This is a genomic window from Streptomyces sp. NPDC046860 (assembly GCF_040645115.1).
In the GTDB taxonomy this organism is placed as follows: Bacteria; Actinomycetota; Actinomycetes; order Streptomycetales; family Streptomycetaceae; genus Streptomyces.
This window is the reverse complement of the sequence record NZ_JBEYXQ010000001.1, coordinates 186725-203699: the sequence shown is the minus strand read 5'-3', so window position 1 is coordinate 203699 and position 16975 is coordinate 186725. Positions and strand designations below refer to the sequence as shown.

General features: G+C 73.6%; 13 protein-coding genes. 2 read left to right on the top strand and 11 right to left on the bottom strand.

Going from position 1 to position 16975, the window contains the following annotated elements:
* Positions 1-81: 81 nt before the first annotated feature.
* On the bottom strand, positions 82-453 hold the full coding sequence (locus ABZ898_RS00975; protein ID WP_361651461.1) for an MGMT family protein: 372 nt from the start codon (positions 451-453) through the stop codon (positions 82-84).
* Between the two features lie 185 nt (positions 454-638).
* On the opposite strand from ABZ898_RS00975, the gene ABZ898_RS00970 reads away from it, so the two are divergent.
* Both ABZ898_RS00970 and ABZ898_RS00965 read left to right on the top strand, forming a co-directional pair.
* On the top strand, positions 639-3449 hold the full coding sequence (locus tag ABZ898_RS00970; RefSeq protein WP_361651459.1) for a lysylphosphatidylglycerol synthase transmembrane domain-containing protein: 2811 nt from the start codon (positions 639-641) through the stop codon (positions 3447-3449).
* A gap of 96 nt (positions 3450-3545) precedes the next feature.
* Complete coding sequence (locus ABZ898_RS00965) at positions 3546-5087, top strand: alpha/beta hydrolase (protein WP_361651458.1); 1542 nt, start codon at positions 3546-3548, stop codon at positions 5085-5087.
* Positions 5088-5169: 82 nt separating this feature from the next.
* Here the strand turns inward: ABZ898_RS00965 and moeZ are convergent, their stop codons facing one another.
* The 10 genes from moeZ to ABZ898_RS00915 all read right to left on the bottom strand — a co-directional run bounded on the left by moeZ (position 5170) and on the right by ABZ898_RS00915 (position 16942).
* The gene (gene moeZ / locus ABZ898_RS00960) at positions 5170-6348 is read right to left on the bottom strand and encodes an adenylyltransferase/sulfurtransferase MoeZ (protein WP_361651457.1); all 1179 of its coding nucleotides are present in this window, start codon (positions 6346-6348) and stop codon (positions 5170-5172) included.
* Positions 6349-6412: 64 nt separating this feature from the next.
* Positions 6413-7153: a spherulation-specific family 4 protein gene (locus ABZ898_RS00955; RefSeq protein ID WP_361651455.1), complete on the bottom strand. Its 741-nt coding sequence runs from the start codon at positions 7151-7153 to the stop codon at positions 6413-6415.
* The gene (locus ABZ898_RS00950; protein ID WP_361651453.1) at positions 7141-8100 is read right to left on the bottom strand and encodes an NAD-dependent epimerase/dehydratase family protein; all 960 of its coding nucleotides are present in this window, start codon (positions 8098-8100) and stop codon (positions 7141-7143) included. Before ABZ898_RS00950 ends, ABZ898_RS00955 begins: the two co-directional genes overlap by 13 nt.
* 207 nt (positions 8101-8307) lie before the next feature.
* Positions 8308-9480 carry a hypothetical protein gene (locus tag ABZ898_RS00945; protein ID WP_361651451.1) on the bottom strand — a complete coding sequence of 391 codons (1173 nt, stop codon included), beginning with the start codon at positions 9478-9480 and terminating at the stop codon, positions 8308-8310.
* A complete protein-coding gene (locus tag ABZ898_RS00940) occupies positions 9477-11159 on the bottom strand; it encodes a DUF3492 domain-containing protein (RefSeq protein WP_361651449.1) in 1683 nt (560 codons plus the stop codon). The genes ABZ898_RS00945 and ABZ898_RS00940 overlap by 4 nt, the downstream gene beginning before the upstream one ends.
* Positions 11160-11361: 202 nt before the next feature.
* Complete coding sequence (locus ABZ898_RS00935) at positions 11362-12957, bottom strand: ABC transporter ATP-binding protein (RefSeq protein WP_361651448.1); 1596 nt, start codon at positions 12955-12957, stop codon at positions 11362-11364.
* Entirely contained in the window at positions 12954-13952 is a 999-nt protein-coding gene (locus ABZ898_RS00930; RefSeq protein WP_361651446.1) for an ABC transporter permease, read from the bottom strand. The genes ABZ898_RS00935 and ABZ898_RS00930 overlap by 4 nt, the downstream gene beginning before the upstream one ends.
* Positions 13949-14944 (bottom strand): ABC transporter permease, encoded by a 996-nt coding sequence (locus ABZ898_RS00925; protein WP_361651444.1) that lies wholly within the window; start codon positions 14942-14944, stop codon positions 13949-13951. The genes ABZ898_RS00930 and ABZ898_RS00925 overlap by 4 nt, the downstream gene beginning before the upstream one ends.
* Positions 14945-14948: 4 nt before the next feature.
* On the bottom strand, positions 14949-16661 hold the full coding sequence (locus tag ABZ898_RS00920; RefSeq protein WP_361651443.1) for an ABC transporter substrate-binding protein: 1713 nt from the start codon (positions 16659-16661) through the stop codon (positions 14949-14951).
* Positions 16662-16846: 185 nt separating this feature from the next.
* A complete protein-coding gene (locus tag ABZ898_RS00915) occupies positions 16847-16942 on the bottom strand; it encodes an Ms4533A family Cys-rich leader peptide (protein ID WP_324608470.1) in 96 nt (31 codons plus the stop codon).
* Positions 16943-16975 lie beyond the last annotated feature (33 nt).

The following is a 16975-nucleotide window of genomic DNA, read 5'->3' as shown; positions in this document are numbered from 1 at the left end:
ACACGAACGTACGTCATGTCGCGGACGTGCCCGGCGTCCTCCGTACGAGCGAACCTCGGCCGCGCCCCTTGCCCAGGGGCCTCAGCTGTGGTCCGCCGGGGTCCCGTCCCAGCGGGCCCGTCTCATGTCGAGGCGCGGCAGATGCCCCTGCGCGCCGCGCGCGGCCTCCTTCAGCGGGGTGCCCTCGGCGCGGTAGTGGTCGAGGGCCCGCAGCTCGGCGCCGGGGAGCAGCGCACCGTCGGCCCGCACCACGCGCCACCACGGCACCGCGCCCCCGTACAGCGCCATCACCCGGCCGACCTGGCGCGGCCCGCCCTCCTCCAGCCACTCGGCGACGTCGCCGTAGGTCATGACCCGGCCGGACGGGATGCGCTCGGCGGCGTCGAGCACGCGCTCGGCGTACTCCGGGAGCGCGTCCGCGCGCCCCTCCTCGGCAGGGCTCTGCTCGCTCATCCACCCCATCCTGCCGTACGCCTACGACAATGGGACCGGGCGCGGCCGGGGGTGTCCGGAGTGGCCCGCACGGCGCCCGATCGCACTTTTCGCACCCCCATCCGCACCCTGATGCCCCCTCGCGCCCCTCAGTCGTGCCACCATCGTGCGGGCGGTGACCGGTGATACGAGACCAAGAAGAGATCATGAAACAGCAGGGTGTGCACCCCGACGACGCGGAGGGCACCTCCGGCGCGTCCGCGCGCCCCGGCGCCTCCCGCGAAGCCACCGACGACCCCGGAGCCTCGTCCGGGCGGGACGTGACGGGCGCGCGTGAGCGCGACCGGGACGAGCCGGTCACGCACGAGGAGAGCGGCCGCCCCGCGCGGGCGCACGCCCCCGCGCGCCCCGGCGACGACGCCCTGACGCCGGAGGAGGTCGAGGGCGACGAACCGCTGCTTCCCGCGCGCGTGCACCGCCCCTCCGACCTCATGCGGCTGCTGGTGGGCGTGCTGGCGATCGCGCTGCTGCTCGCCATCGCCGCGTTCGCGCACGGCACCACCTCCGGCCTCGAACAGGACATCAACAAGGGCACCGGCCAGGCACCCGACCTGCTGATCAAGATCGCGGGGCTGGCGTCCAGCATCGCCATCCTGCTGGTGCCGGTGGCCTTCGCCATCGAGCGGCTGATCAAACGCGACGGGCTGCGGATCGCGGACGGTGTGCTCGCGGCGGTCCTGGCGCACGGGGTCACCCTCGCCACCGACCTCTGGGTGGCCCGCGCGGCTCCCGGGTCCATCCAGGAGGCGCTGACCCAGCCCGCCCCCGGCGACATCCACGCCCTGACCGACCCGGTGCACGGCTATCTGGCGCCCGTCATCGCGTACATGACTGCCGTCGGCATGTCCCGCAGACCCCGCTGGCGGGCGGTGCTGTGGATCGTGCTGCTCCTCGACGCCTTCTCCATGCTGGTCACCGGCTACACCACGGCGTTCGCCATCATCCTGACGGTGCTGATCGGCTGGACCATCGCCTACGGCACGCTCTACGCCGTCGGCTCCCCCAACGTCCGCCCCACCGGGCGCACCCTGATGGCGGGCCTGCGCCACGTCGGCTTCCACCCGCTCAGCGCGGTCCGCGAGGAGGGCCCCGAGGCCGAGAACGGCGACCGGGGGCGGCGCTACTTCGTCACCCTTGAGGACGGCCCGCCGCTGGACGTCACGGTCGTCGACCGCGAGCAGCAGGCCCAGGGCTTCTTCTACCGCGCCTGGCGCAACCTCACCCTGCGCGGCTTCGCCACCCGCTCCAGCCTCCAGTCGCTGCGGCAGGCCCTGGAGCAGGAGGCGCTGCTCGCGTACGCGGCCATCGCGGCCGGCGCGAACGCGCCCAAGCTGATCGCCACCAGCGAGCTGGGCCCGGACGCGGTCATGCTCGTGTACGAGCACACCGGCGGCCGCACGCTGGACTCGCTGGCCGACGACGAGATCACCGACGGGCTGCTGCACAAGGTCTGGCACCAGGTGCGGGCGCTGCAGTCCCGGCGCATCGCGCACCGCAGGCTGGCGGGCGACGCCGTCCTGGTGGATCGTTCCGGCAAGGTGATCCTGGCCGAGCTGCGCGGCGGTGAGATCGCCGCGGGCGACCTGCTGCTGCGCATGGACGTGGCCCAGATGCTCACCACGCTCGGCCTGAGGGTCGGCGCCGAGCGGGCGGTGGCCTCGGCGGTCGAGGTGCTCGGCCCGGACACGGTGGCCGACTGCCTGCCGATGCTCCAGCCCATCGCGCTGACCCGGTCCACCCGCGCCACGCTGCGCAGGCTGGGCCGCGAGCGCGCCGAGCGGGAGCGGGAGGCGGTGCTGGAGTCCTCCCGGCTGGCCAAGCAGGCCCGGCTGGAGGCCGCCTCCGAGGAGGGCGAGACCCTTCCGGAGAAGCCCGACAAGAAGACCGTCCGCGCCGAGCAGCGGGCCGAGAAGCGGGCCATCGACGAGGCGATCGACGAGGCCCGCGAGGAGGACCTGCTCACCCAGATCCGGCACCAGGTGCTGCGGATCAGGCCGCAGGCCCCGGTCGAGCCGGCCCGGCTGGAGCGCATCCGGCCGCGCACCCTGATCAGTGTCATCGCGGGCGCGATCGGCGGGTACTTCCTGCTGACCCAGCTCACCCACATCGAGTTCGGCACGCTGTTCGCGCAGGCCCAGTGGGGCTGGGTGGCGGCGGCGGTGGCGTTCTCCGCGCTCAGCTACGTGGCCGCCGCCATGGCGCTGCTCGGGTTCGTGCCGGAGCGGGTGCCGTTCGTGCGGACGGTGGCGGCGCAGGTCGCCGGCTCGTTCGTGAAGATCGTCGCTCCGGCGGCGGTCGGCGGCGTCGCGCTGAACACGCGGTTCCTGCAGCGGCAGGGAGTGCGGCCGGGGCTCGCGGTGGCGAGTGTGGGCGCCTCGCAGCTGTTCGGGCTGGGCTGCCACATCCTGATGCTGCTGTCCTTCGGCTATCTGACCGGCACCGAGAAGACCCCGTCGCTGTCGCCGTCCCGGACGGTCATCGCCGGTCTGCTGACGGTGGCGGTGCTGGTGCTGGTGGTGACCTCGGTGCCGCTGCTGCGGAAGTTCGTCGTCACGCGGGTGCGGTCGCTGTTCGCCGGGGTGGTGCCCCGCATGCTGGACGTGCTCCAGCGGCCGCAGAAGCTGGTCACCGGCATCGGCGGCATGCTGCTGCTCACCGGCTGCTTCGTGATGTGTCTGGACGCCTCGATCCGGGCGTTCGGCGACGAGTCGGTGTCCATCAGCATCGCCAGCGTCGCGGTCGTCTTCCTCGCGGGCAACGCGCTCGGCTCCGCCGCGCCGACGCCGGGCGGTGTCGGTGCCGTGGAGGCGACGCTGACCGTCGGTCTGATCGCGGTCGGCCTGCCCAAGGAGGTGGCGGCTCCGGCGGTCCTGCTGTTCCGGCTGCTGACGCTGTGGCTGCCGGTGCTGCCGGGCTGGCTGGCCTTCAACCATCTGACCCGCAAGGGCGCGCTGTAGGCGACGGGTGAGCGCGGGAGCCGGTGCTTCCCTCGGCCGTACTCCTTACGGACCGTGCCCCGCGCGCGGTGGCGGGCGCGCCGTGAGGATGGCTGTATGCCGAACCCTTCCCGGCCGCGTGCCGCCGCTCTGACGACCAGTGCCGTGCTCATGGCCGCCCTGCTGGCCGGCTGCGGCGGGTCGGGGGACGGGGATCTGACGAAGCAGCGGCTGGAGTGGAAGGACTGCCCCGCCCCGTCCGAGGCGGAGGGCGGCGGCCCCTCCCCGTCGCCGCTGCCCGGCGGCACCACGTGGCAGTGCGCCACCATGAAGGCGCCGCTGGACTGGGGCAAGCCCAAGGGCGACACCATCGGCATCGCCCTGATCCGGGCCAGGTCGTCCGGCCCGGACACGGACCGGATCGGCTCGCTGATCTTCAACTTCGGCGGCCCCGGCGGCAGCGGTGTCACCACGCTGCCCGCGTTCGGCTCGGACTACACGACCCTGCGCACCCGCTACGACCTGGTCAGCTTCGACCCGCGCGGGGTCGGCCGCAGCGCGCCGGTGCTGTGCGAGACCGACTCCCAGCTCGACTCGTACTTCCAGCAGGACGCGACGCCGGAGGACACCGCCGAGGAGAAGCGGCTCGTCGACCGGACCGTGAAGTTCAACGACGCCTGCGAGCGCCGGTCCGGGAAGATCCTGCCGCATGTGCGCACCACGGACACGGCCCGCGACATGGACCTGATGCGCCAGGTGCTCGGCGACTCCAAGCTGTACTACTTCGGCATCTCCTACGGCACCGAACTGGGCGGTGTCTACGCCCACTTGTTCCCGTCGCACGTGGGCCGGGCGGTCTTCGACGCGGTCGTGGACCCCACCCAGACCCCGGAGCAGGGGGCGCTCAGCCAGGCGCGCGGGTTCCAGCTCGCCCTGGACAACTTCGCCGAGGACTGCGCCTCCAAGGTGGAGGACTGCCCGGTCGGGGACAGCGCCGAGGACGTGAAGGCCAGGATCGCCAAGCTGCTGGCGGACCTGGAGAAGAAGCCCATCCCCGGCATCTACCCGCGCCGGCTGACGCAGACCGCGGCGACCAACGGCATCGCGCAGTCGCTGTACTCCAAGGACTTCTGGGAGTACCTGACCGAGGGGCTGGAGCAGGCGTACGACGGTGACGGCAGGGTGCTGATGCTGCTGTCGGACTCGATGAACGGGCGCAGCCCCGACGGCGAGTACAGCAACATCACCGCGGCCAACATCGCCATCAACTGCTCCGACGAGAAGCCCCGTTACGACGCCGCCGCCATCCGGTCCCGGCTCCCCGAGTTCCGCGAGGCGTCCCCCGTGTTCGGGGACTACCTCGCCTGGGGCATGGCCGGCTGCACCGACTGGGCCGTCCCCGGCGCCGCCGACCACCCCGACGTCCACGCCCCCGGCTCCGCCCCCATCCTGGTCGTCGGCAACACCGGCGACCCCGCGACCCCGTACGAGGGCGCCCGCAGGATGACCGACGCCCTCGGCAAGGGCGTGGCCGTCGAACTCACCTACGAGGGCCAGGGACACGGCGCGTACGACAGCAAGAACAACTGCGTCCAGAAGGCGGTCGACGACTACCTCCTGACGGGCAGGACCCCGAAGCCGGACACGGTCTGCTCCTGACGGGGCCCGCGCCGCAGGCGGGGAACGCGAAAGGCCCACGCCCCCCTCGTCGGGGGCCGTGGGCCTTCGGGGCCGGAAAGGGTCAGTAGACCGGCTTGGACGGTTCGATCTGGTGGACCCAGCCGATCACGCCGCCGCCGACGTGGACCGCGTCGGCGAAGCCCGCGGACTTCAGGACCGCGAGGACCTCGGCGCTGCGGACGCCCGTCTTGCAGTGCAGGACGATGCGCCTGTCGTGCGGGAGCGACTCCAGGGCGGTGCCCATGAGGAACTCGTTCTTCGGGATCAGCTTGGCGCCGGGGATGGAGACGATCTCGTACTCGTTCGGCTCGCGGACGTCGATGATCTCGATGTTCTCGCCGTCGTCGATCCACTCCTTGAGCTGCTTGGGAGTGATCGTGGACCCGGCGGCGGCCTCCTGGGCCTCCTCGGAGACGACGCCGCAGAACGCCTCGTAGTCGATCAGCTCGGTGACCGTCGGGTTCTCGCCGCACACCGCGCAGTCGGGGTCCTTGCGGACCTTGACCTGGCGGTACTGCATCTCCAGGGCGTCGTAGATCATCAGGCGGCCGACCAGCGGGTCACCGATGCCGGCGAGCAGCTTGATCGCCTCGTTGACCTGGATCGAGCCGATCGACGCGCACAGCACGCCGAGCACGCCGCCCTCGGCGCAGGAGGGGACCATGCCGGGCGGCGGGGGCTCGGGGTACAGGCAGCGGTAGCAGGGGCCGTGCTCGGACCAGAAGACGGACGCCTGGCCGTCGAAGCGGTAGATCGAGCCCCAGACGTACGGCTTGTTCAGCAGCACGCACGCGTCGTTGACCAGGTAGCGCGTGGCGAAGTTGTCCGTGCCGTCCACGATCAGGTCGTACTGGGAGAAGATCTCCATCACGTTCTCGGCCTCGAGCCGTTCCTCGTGAAGGACCACGTCCACGTACGGGTTGATGCCCTTGACCGTGTCCCGCGCGGACTCGGCCTTGGAGCGGCCGATGTCGGCCTGGCTGTGGATGATCTGCCGCTGGAGGTTGGACTCGTCCACCTCGTCGAACTCCACGATGCCGAGCGTGCCGACGCCGGCCGCCGCGAGGTACATCAGCGCGGGCGAGCCCAGGCCGCCGGCGCCCACACAGAGCACCTTGGCGTTCTTCAGCCGCTTCTGCCCTTCCATCCCGACATCCGGGATGATCAGGTGGCGGGAGTACCGGCGGACCTCGTCTACGGTGAGCTCGGAAGCGGGCTCGACCAGGGGTGGCAGCGACACGGGGACTCCGTTGCTCGGTCGATCACTACGGGTTGTTCTCCCCGTAACACTGCCACGGCCTTCTTCATTCCGAGACACCCGTTCCGACCCGCGAGACGAATTCGTCCCAGTGGCCGGGCATGGTCTCCCAGGGGTTGGCCCGGCCGCCGTGGTCCGTGCGGTCGGTGAAGTAGACCGTCCCGGCGCCCTGCCAGCGGGCGATGCGCAACGCCTCCTCCAGATGGCCGCGCGGCACCCCGTGCACGAAGTGGCAGAACCGGCTCTCCGGGTAGTCGGCCGTCCACTCGGCCACCTGGGACCAGCGGTAGTCGCTCCAGGAGCCGCGGAAGGTCACCAGCTGGTCGGCGTTCTCCGCGTACCCCGGGCAGGGGTGGGTGCCGTGGCCGAGGACGACGTGGGTGTCCCCGGCGAGCGCCCGCAGCGTGGTGATCACGCGGCGGACCTCGGGGAGCGCGGCCCGCTCGCCGGGACACCGCTCCAGCAGGAAGCCGTCGACGCGGTACCAGTCGAGGTGGCGGTGCGCCTCGGAGACCAGGTCGGCGAAGGCGCGGGTGCCGTGGGCGAGGTCGAGGTGCCCCAGCACGCGGACGCCCCCGTTGCGCAGCCGGCCCGCCGCCTGAAGGCAGTGCGGGTCGGGGCGGGTGCCGGGGCCGGCCGCCACGTTGAGCACCACCCAGTCCAACGGGGTTCCGGGACGGGCCAGTTCCGCCCACTGGTCCGGCGCGGTCAGCGGGTGAGCGTAGTCGGGGACGCCGATCGCGGTGCGTACGCCGGTGGTGGCGGGCGCGGTGGTCAGATGCGGCACGCCGCCTCCATCCAGATGTCCGCGAGGGACTCCTCCAGATTGATCCGGGGGCGCCAGCCGAGCCGGTCCCGGGCGGTGCGCACGTCGGCCTGCTGCCAGCTCCCGCAGCCGTCCGGGTAGGGGTAGGCGACCGGTACCGCGTGGTCCATGTCGCCGCGCGGGTGCCCGATCGTCCCGCGCAGCGGACCGGCCGGGGCGTCGAGTTCGTTGAGCGCGCCGCCGTACCCGGCGACGCGGGCGAGGACGGTGGCGGCGTCGCGCAGGCGCACGGCACGGCCGGAGCCGATGTTGATGACGCCCTGCGCGGCGGAGAGCGAGGCGGCGTGCACGGCTCTGGCCACGTCGCGCACGTCGACGAAGTCGCGCTGCACGCCGAGCCCGGCGAGCTTGAGTTCGCCGTCGCCCGCCTGCATGGCACGGCGCATGGCCTCGGCGAGCCTGCCCAGGGGCGACCCCGCCGGGGTGCCGGGTCCGGCGGGCGAGAAGACGCGCAGGACGACGGCGTCCAGACCGGAGCCGAGGACCAGTTCGGTCGCGGCGAGCTTGCTCACCCCGTAGGGGCCGCCCGGACGGGGTACGGCGTCCTCGGCGGTGGAGGAGCCGGGCTGGCTGGGCCCGTACTCCGAGCCGCAGCCGATCTGCACCAGCCGGGCCCCGCAGCCGCTGCGCCGCAGGGCCTCGCAGACGGTGGCCACCGCGACGGTGTTGTGCCGGGTGAGGTCGCGGGCGCCGCCCCGGGTGGCCCCGGCGCAGTTGACGACGACACCGGGGTGCACGGCGTCGAGGAACCTCGTGAGCGCGCCGGGGCTGCCGGTGGCGAGGTCGAAGCGGACGTCGGCGTCGTCGCCCCGGCCGAGCGCGGTGAGCTGCACGGCCGGGTCGGCCAGGAGACGGTCGGCGACGAAGCGGCCGATGTACCCGTTGGCTCCGATCAGCAGAACCCTCATAGCGCGGCTCCCGGAGTGTGCGCCGCGACGGCTCCCACGGCCCCGGCCACTGCGGTGACTCCGTGTCGGGAGGTGGTCATCTGGTGTTCTCCTTCTCAGGGATGAAGGGGGAGAGGACGTTGGGGCGGTGGGGCGCCGGTGCGGTGGGGGGAGGTGGGGGAGCGTCCCGCGCCGGGCGCGGACCCCCTGCGGTGCCTGCGGGAAGCCTCATTCCGGGGCTCCCTCGGGAGCGTGCGCCGAGGCACGGGTGAGGGTCCGCAGGGCGTGGACGAGGAGGATCAGGGCGGCCGGGCCGCAGGCGAGGGCCGGGATCACGGCCGGGCCGAGGGGGTCGGACAGGGTCGTCACGGGGACGGCGAGGAAGCCGCAGCCGGGGAGGCGTCCGCTCAGGACCAGCGCGGGCGCGGCCAGTTCGGCGGCGGCCGCCGCGCCCAGGAGCACGGCCGGGGCGTGCCGGTGCCGGTGGACGGTGAGGAGGCGGGCGAGGAGGAGGAGCGCTCCCAGGGTGAGCGCCTGCGGGTAGGCGGGGTCCTCGTGCAGTACGGCGCCGGTCAGGGCGAGCAGTCCGGTCAGGGCGGCCAGGTACAGGGCGAGGACGCCGAGGAGCAGGGGGCGCGCGCCGGAGGTGAAGTCCTCCAGGCCCCGGCTGCCGGCGAGCCGGCGGCGGGCGCCGAGGCCGAGCAGGTGGGCGCACCAGGCGGCGGGGGCGAAGGACAGTGCGAGGGCCAGTAAGGGCGCGGTGGCGACGGGCCAGGGGCCGTCCGGCGCGCCGGTGGGCGGCGCGTCGGGGCCGCCGCTCACCACGGCGTCCAGGAGGCCGTCGCCGAGGAGGGCGTAGCCGAGCAGGCAGACGGTCCAGAGGGGTACGGAGTGCCGTGGGGCGGCGCCGGGACGGGCCGCGAGCGGGCCCCGGCCGAGGGCGGCGCGCACGGCGAGGGCGAGGGCGAGCAGTCCGCCGAGGGCCACCAGGGGGCGGACGTCGCCGTGGCCGAGGCGGAGTCCCGCCACGGTGCCCGAGGCGACCGCGCCGGGCAGCAGGGCGAGCAGGACCCGCCCGGCGCGCACCCGGGGGCGGGGCCCCGGCGCCGCCTCGGGGGACGGGCCGGTGTCGCGGGGCACGCGCGCGTAGAGCTCCTCGGCGAGCGAGAACACGTCCCGGTGCCGGTAGCGGGCGGCCGAACGGTCGGTGAACCCGTGCGACTCCAGTCCGGCCGCGATCTCCAGGGGGTCCACGGCCCGTTCGCACAGTTCCCGGTGCTGGTGCAGCAGCGTCTTGACGGGGTCGACGGCGCCCCTGCGCGGGGCGCTGCCGCGGGTGTCGGCCTCGCCGGTGCCGGTGGCGGCCGCCGGTGACGGGCCGGTTCTCTCCGCGCCCTTCATCGGGCCCCCTCGGCGCTCGCGGGGACGGGCGCGGCGGTGTCCCGGCCGTGCGGGCGGGTGCGGGCCGCGGGGAGGGGCCAGCCGCCGGGGACGCGGGCCTCGGCCGGGACGGCGAACGGCAGCGGCGCACCGGCCTCGTCGACGACGGCCCGCCGCACCGGGCAGTGCGACATGATCTCCAGGTAAATGCCGTGAAATGCCGTGATGTTCTGCTCGACGCCGAACAGCTCCAGCGCGCGGGCCCGCGCCGCCGCCCCCAGGCGCGCGCGGCGCTCGGGGTCGCGCAGCAGCGCCACGCACGCCTCGGCGAGGGCGCGCGGATTGCGCGGCGGTACGACGAGACCGGTGCCGCCGATGACCTCGACCACCGCGCCGACGTCCGTGGAGACGGTGGCCCGCCCGCAGAACATGGCCTCGGCCAGGCTGACCGGGAACCCCTCGGCCACGCTGGACAGCACGACGACGGCCCCGGCGGCGTACGTCTCGGGCAGCGTCGGCGTCTCGGGCGCGCCCACCTCGGTGAAGGACACGGGGTTGTCCCCGACGGTGTGCGGTCCCTCGGCCTCGTCCGGGAAGAGCTGAGCGGCCAGCGCCCGGCACTGCGCGAGGTACGCCTCACCCTCGGCCCCCACCGGCCCGCCCACGATGCGCAGCCGCGCCCGCGGTTCCTCCTTGCGGACCTCGCCGAAGGCGTGCAGCAGGGAGACCAGGTCGCGGGCGGGCTCGATCCGGCCGACCCACACCAGGGTGTCGGCGTCGGCGCGGTCGGGTGCCTCGCCGACCTCGGCGAAGCGGTCGGCGTCCATGCCGGGGTGGACGGTGCGGATGCGGGCGCGGTCGGCGCCGCATCTCTCCTGCCAGCGGCGGGCGTGGGCGCTGCCGGGGGTGAGGATCTCGGCACGCCGGTAGACCTCGGCGGCGAGCCGGCCGTGGAAGGCGGCGAGCAGCGCGCGTACGGCGGGGGCGGCCGCGCCGGGGCCGAGCGCGAGGTAGTGCGCGCGCAGCTGGACGCCGTACTCGGTGACCAGCAGGGGCACGCCGGCGAAGTGCCGGGCGAGCAGGCCGGGCAGGGCGACGGAGCCGCCGGAGGTGGCGTGGCAGAGGTCGACGGCGCCGAGGGCGTCCTCGCCGTACCAGTCGAGGGAGAGGGGGAGCAGGGCGCGGGCGAGGTGGTCGGTGACGGCCAGCAGGTCGGGTACGCGGGCCTCGCGCGCCGTGCGCGGCGCGCCGGGGGCGCGGCAGGCGCGTTCCAGGGCGCTGACGGCGTGGTCGGAGCGGAGTGCTCCGGTCAGGGCGCCGGTGTCGCGGGCCAGTTCGGCGAGGTGGTACAGCGCGTTGCCGAAACGGTCCGCCACCTCGGCGCCGGAGTCCTCCGGGGAGGTGCCGGCCGGGGCGCAGACCGCGCCGAGCAGCTCGCCGTAGTGCTCGGCGAACCGTTTGCGGGCGCGGCGGCCGAGGGGGGCGCCGGCGTCGCCGGGCGTCCGGGGCGGGGCGGTGCGGACCCGCCTGACCTGCGGCGGGAGCGGCTCCCGGCCGTCCTCGTCCCGCTGCCCGCCGCGGCTGAGCGCGTAGACGTCGAACTCGTGCTGCCCGAGCCCGCGCACGAGCCGGTCGCACCAGAGCCCGGTGTCACCGCCGGCATAGGGCTGACCACCCTCGGTAAGCAGTCCGATGCGCACGCGTGCACCCCCGATCTCCCGTGTGTGGGAGCCGCCGTCGTCCCGGCGGCTCGCAGCGGGACGAACGTACGCGCAGAGGGCGGTGGCGCGACGGACGGTTGTCCGTCGCACCACCAAAAGGGGTGAACGGTCGTAACTTTCGCGGACGATCCGCGTTCCGGCACGCTAAGAGATCAGCCGGTGACGGTCCGCAGGCGAAACGTCACGCCGGGGCGGGCTCCCGCCGCGCCGCCCGGCGCCGGGCGGCGGCCTCCGGGTCCAGGGCCGGTACGGCGGCCAGGAGTTGGCGGGTGTAGGGGTCGCGCGGGTTGTCGTACACCTCGTCGGCCGGGCCGGTCTCGACGATCCGCCCCGCGCGCATCACCGCGACCCGGTCGCTGACCTGGCGGACCACGGCGAGGTCGTGCGCGACGAAGACGAGCGCGAGCCCCAGCTCCCGGCGCAACTCGTCCAGCAGCGCGACCACTTGGGCCTGGGTGGTGACGTCGAGCGCGGACACGGGCTCGTCGCAGACGATGACCCGAGGATCGGCGGCCAGCGCCCGTGCGATGCCGACGCGCTGGCGCTGGCCGCCGCTGAACTCGTGCGGGTAGCGGTCGTGGTGGGCGGCGTCGAGCCCGACCCGCTCCAGCAGCCCGGCCACCCGCTCCCGGACGGCCCGGTCGCCCCGCTCTCCCCGGGCGCGCAGCGGGTCGGCGATCGATTCGCCCACCGTGCGACGGGGGTTGAGGGAGGAGGAGGGGTCCTGGAAGACCATCTGCACGGAAGGGTCGGTCCCGCTGTGCGCGCGGCCCGCGTGCCGGACGGTGCCGGAGGTCGGCTCCAGCAGCCCGACCAGCATGCGGCCCAGCGTGGTCTTGCCGCTGCCGCTCTCCCCCACGATGCCCAGGGTCTCCCCCCTGCGCAGGGTGAGCGAGACGCCGTCCACGGCGGTGAACGCCCGCCGCCCGCGCCCGAACTCGCGCCGCAGACCGGACGCTTCGAGCACGGTCTCCCCCGTCTCCGCGGCGGGCGCGGCGCGCGGCGTGTCCACCCGCGGTACGGCGGCGAGCAGTTCGCGGGTGTACTCCTGCCGGGGTCGGGCCAGCACCTCGCGCAGTGGCCCGTGCTCGACCTCCCGGCCGTGCCGCATCACGAGCACGTCGTCGGCGCTCTCGGCGGCGACGCCCACGTCATGGGTGACGAGCAGCAGGCCGAGGCCGTTCTCCCGGCGCAGGGCGTGCAGCAGGTCGAGGATCTGGGCCTGCACGGTGACGTCGAGCGCGGTGGTCGGCTCGTCCGCGATGAGCAGCTCGGGTTCGCACGCCAACGCCATGGCGATGAGCGCCCGTTGGCGCATGCCTCCGCTGAACTCGTGCGGCCGGGACCGGGCACGCCGGGCGGCGTCCGGGATGCCGACGCGGTCGAGCACCTCGACGGCACGCGCGCGTGCGGCCCGCCGGGAGGCGCGGGTGTGCACGCGGTACACCTCGGCGATCTGGTCGCCGACCGCGTAGTACGGGTCGAGGGAGGACAGCGGGTCCTGGAAGACCATGGCGGCCTTGGCCCCGCGCAGCCCGCGCAGTTCGGCGTCGGAGGCGGCGGCCACGTCGGTGCCCGCGACCAGGACCGAGCCGCCGACCCGTGCCCCGGTGTCCCGGTGCAGGCCCAGCAGCGCGCCCGCGACGGTGGACTTGCCCGAGCCGGACTCCCCCACGAGGGCCAGCGCGGCCCCCTTCTCCACGGTGAACGACACTCCGTCGACGGCCCGCAGGGTGCCGAAATCGACGGTGAGATCGGTGACTTCGACCAGGCTCATGCGAGCACCACCCGGCGGTCGGCCAGCGCGTACAGGACGTCCGCGACGGCGTTGGCGATGACGACGAAGAAGGCGACGACCAGGACCATGCCGACGACGACGGGCAGGTCGACGACCTTGACCGCGTGCACCAGCTCCTGGCCGATGCCGGGCATCCCGAACAGGGTCTCGGTGAGGACCGCGCCGCCGACGGCGGAGCCGACGTTGTTGGCGTTGAGCGCGATGACGGGGGCGAGCGCGCCGCGCAGGGCGTGCCGTCCGACGATCGCCCGCTCGCCGACGCCGTAGGCGCGGAAGGTGCGGATGTGGTCCTCGGCGAGGGTCTCCAGCATGGCGGAGCGGGTGAGCCGGGCGAACGCGGCGGCCTCGATGAGGGCCAGCGAGAACCAGGGCAGCAGCAGGTTCCACGCCCACTGCTCGGGGTCCTCGGCGAAGGGCACGTACTGCGGGAACGGCAGCAGCCGGAGTTCGCCGCAGACCACGATCATCAGCACCAGGCCGAGCACGAAGACGGGCGTGGCCCAGCCGGCGAGGGTGAGCACGGTGAGGACCCGCTCGGAGAGCCGGCCGCGCCGCCAGGCGGAGAGGACGCCGGTGCCGACGCCGATGACGAGCCAGAGCACCATCGCGCCGAGCACCAGCGAGAGGCTGACGGGCAGCTTGGCCAGCAGCAGCGTGAGCACCTGCTGGTCGCTCTGGTAGGAGAGCCCGAGGCAGGGTGCGGCGCAGTGCGCGACCGAGGTGCCGGTGGAGTAGTCCTGGCCCGCGAACAGGCCCTTCAGGAAGTGGAGGTAGCGCAGGTACAGCGGGTCGTCGAGCCGGAGCTGGGCGGCGACCTGGTGCACCTGCGCCGGGGAGCAGCGCGGGCCGCAGGTGATCTGGGCGACGTCGCCGGGGGTGGCGTAGAAGACCACGTAGACGAGGACCGAGACGGCGAGCAGGGTGACGGCGGCGCTCACCGTGCGGCGCAGCAGGAATCCGCCGAAGCCGTTCACGCGGCGCCCTCCTTCCGGGTACGGCCGGTGCCGACGCGCAGCCGGGAGGCGGCGCGGGGGTCGAGTGCGGTGCGTACGCCGTCGCCGAGGACGGTGAGGGCGAGCACGGTGGTGAACAGGGCGCCGGCCGGGAACAGCAGGTACTGCGGCGCGGCCTGGTACCAGACGTCGGCGGCGGTGATCATCTGTCCCCAGGAGGGCGTGGGCGGCTTCACCCCGACGCCGAGGAAGGACAGGGCGGCCTCGATGGAGATGTTGGTGGGCACCAGCAGCGCGGCGTAGGTGATGACGGGCGCGGCGAGGCCGGGCAGCAGCTCGCGGCGGGCCACGCGCACGGAGCCCCAGCCGCTGAGCCGTGCGGCGGCGACGTGGTCGAGCCCCTTGAGGGTGAGGGTCTGCGCGCGCACGATCTTGGCGACGTTGCCCCACGCGATCAGGCCGATGACGAACGCGACCAGCACCGGGCGGGGGAAGTCCGCGGGCACGACGGCCAGCAGCGCCAGCGCCATGATCATGAGGGGCAGGGCGACGATGATGTCCGTCACCCGGCTGAGGAGCTGGTCCAGCCAGCGGCCGCCCATGGCCGCGGCCACGCCGACGGTGACGCCGATGAGGACCTGGAGGACGGTGGCCGCGAGGGCGACGCCGAGCGAGACGCGGGCGCCCTCCACCAGCCGGGCGAACAGGTCGCGGCCGGTCTGCGGTTCGACGCCCAGCCAGTGCTCGGCGCTGATCCCGCCGAGCGGCCCGACGGGCACCCCGCCGCGCGCGGAGTCGATGAGGCCGGGGTGGTAGGTGGTGGGGTCCTGGCCCTCGATCGCGGTGAGCAGCGGCGCGGCGAGCGCGATCAGGACGAGGAGCGCGACGATGGCCGCGGCGGCGAGGGCGGCCCGCTGCGCGCGCAGCCGCCGCCAGAACGTGGCTGCCCCCGGGGCCGCCGGGGCGGTGGTGTCCGCCCCGGCGGCCTCGACGGCGACGAGTGCTTCGCTCACCGGGTCACTTCACCGAGACCTGGGAGATGTCCAGCACGCCGGTCCAGTCGCTGATCACGACGTTCTTGACGTCCGAGCCGTACAGCCGCTTGTAGACGGGGTGGAAAAGCGGCACGACGAGGGCCTGTCCGGCGATCTTCCTGTCCAGCGCGCCCCAGCGGGCGGCGGCGGCGTTCAGGTCGGTCAGCTTGTTGATGGCGTCGATCTCGGTGTTGACCGACGTGTCGTCCAGCAGACCGGTGTTGAAGTTGGCGCCGTCCTCGACGATCTGGCGGCCGTCGAAGATCGGGGCGAGGAAGGGGCCGCCGGAGGGCCAGTCCGCACCCCAGTGGGCGAGGAAGAAGCCGGGCTCGGTCTTGATGCCGTGGATCTTGTCCCGGTAGTCGTTGTCCTCAAGGCCCTGCAGCCTGACCGTGATCCCGGCCTTCTTCAGGGCGTCCTGGAGGGCGGTGGCGATCTCGGGGCTGGTCTCGAAGTCCTTGCTGTTGGAGTGGGTGAGGGTGACGGTCAGCCCCTTCGGGTGCCCGGCCTCCTTCAGCAGTTCCCTCGCCTTGGCCGCGTTGCCGGACCTGCCCGCCGGGAAGAGGTCGTGCGGGGTGTACCCGAAGGATTTCTGGTCGGGCAGGAAGGTGGTGGCGGGCTCGGCGAGGGCGGAACCGCCGGCCGCGTTGACGACCGAGGAGCGGTCGACGGCGTAGGCGATCGCCTGGCGCACCTTCGGGTCGTCGAACGGCTTCACCTCGGGGTTGAAGGCGATGTAGTTCGTGTAGCCGAAGTGGCCGGTGCCCACGCGGGCGGCGAGGCTCTTGTCGCCGCTGACGCGGGCGAGTTCGGCCGGGCCGAGGTTGGTGTCGGTGGTGACGGCGGCGGCGTCGGTGCCCTGGGAGGCGGCGAGCCGCTGGTTGATCACGGAGGAGTCGAGCCCGGAGCGCACGTCGACCTTGTCCGGGTACGCCTTGCGCTCGTCGTCACCGCTCCAGTGCGGGTTGCGCTCCAGCAGGACGCGCTCGCCGTCGTTCTGGTTCTTCACCACCCGGTACGGGCCCGAGGAGACCGGGTGCTGCTCGTACGCGGTACCGGTGTCCTTGCTCTTCGGCACCGGCGCGAACTGCGTCTGGGTGGCGAGGAAGGGGAACTCGCCCTCGGGCTTGTTCAGGTGGAAGACGATCGTGCGCGCGTCGGGCGTCACGATCGCGGAGAGGCCCTTCTTGTCCTTGTACGGGCCCTGGTAGCCGGCGGCGCCGGTCAGCCAGTCCCGCAGGTAGGGCGCGCCGCCGGAGAGTTCGGGGGCGAAGGAGCGCTCGATGCCGTACTTGATGTCGGCCGAGGTGATCGGCGTGCCGTCCTCGTACTTCAGCCCCTTCTTGAGGGTGTACGTCCACACGGTCGCGTTCTTGTCGGGGCGTCCGGTGTCGGTGGCGAGGTCGGGGACCACCTTGGCGCCCTCGGCGCCGTTCTCGCGGTTGCGGGTGGTGAGGGTGCGGAAGACCAGCGAGGGGACGTTGCCGCCGCCGGAGGTGTAGAGGCGGGCCGGGTCGAAGTCGGTCTGGGCCTCGGCGTTCAGCACGGTGAGGGTGCCGCCCTTGTGGGGCGTGGAGTCGCCGCCAGCGCCCTTGGCATCGTTGTCCTCAGGGCCGCACGCGGCGGCACCCGCTGCCACGGCCAGGCTGACGGATGCCGCGGCCACGCGGCGCGCTATGACGGACGGTTGACGCATCGGAAATGACGACCTCTCGGGGAACCCTCCGGGATGTTCCCGAAGGGTGAGACAGAAGGACGAGGAGTGAGACACCTGCGGACAGGTGCCGGCCCGGACGCCGGTCGTCGAGAGGTCCCGCGACAACGGTCACGGGGTGCGGGGAGGAAGAGTCACGCATCGACGCGGACGCCGGGAGGGCGGCGTCAGCGACAGTCGATGTCGGCCACGCAGAGGGCGGTCACACCGATGAGCGCCAGCTCGATGGCGGCGCTGCGGAAGACGGCGTGACGGGACCACATGCGCAGAAATATGAACGAACTTGCGACTCATGT

Bases quoted from the DNA above. Each gene is read 5' to 3' on its own strand.
- ABZ898_RS00950 (WP_361651453.1), bottom strand. From the start codon at position 8,100: ATGAGGGTTCTGCTGATCGGAGCCAACGGGTACATCGGCCGCTTCGTC.
- ABZ898_RS00915 (WP_324608470.1), bottom strand. From the start codon at position 16,942: ATGTGGTCCCGTCACGCCGTCTTCCGCAGCGCCGCCATCGAGCTGGCG.
- ABZ898_RS00975 (WP_361651461.1), bottom strand. From the start codon at position 453: ATGAGCGAGCAGAGCCCTGCCGAGGAGGGGCGCGCGGACGCGCTCCCG.
- ABZ898_RS00920 (WP_361651443.1), bottom strand. From the start codon at position 16,661: ATGCGTCAACCGTCCGTCATAGCGCGCCGCGTGGCCGCGGCATCCGTC.
- ABZ898_RS00935 (WP_361651448.1), bottom strand. From the start codon at position 12,957: ATGAGCCTGGTCGAAGTCACCGATCTCACCGTCGATTTCGGCACCCTG.
- ABZ898_RS00970 (WP_361651459.1), top strand. From the start codon at position 639: ATGAAACAGCAGGGTGTGCACCCCGACGACGCGGAGGGCACCTCCGGC.
- ABZ898_RS00945 (WP_361651451.1), bottom strand. From the start codon at position 9,480: ATGAAGGGCGCGGAGAGAACCGGCCCGTCACCGGCGGCCGCCACCGGC.
- ABZ898_RS00965 (WP_361651458.1), top strand. From the start codon at position 3,546: ATGCCGAACCCTTCCCGGCCGCGTGCCGCCGCTCTGACGACCAGTGCC.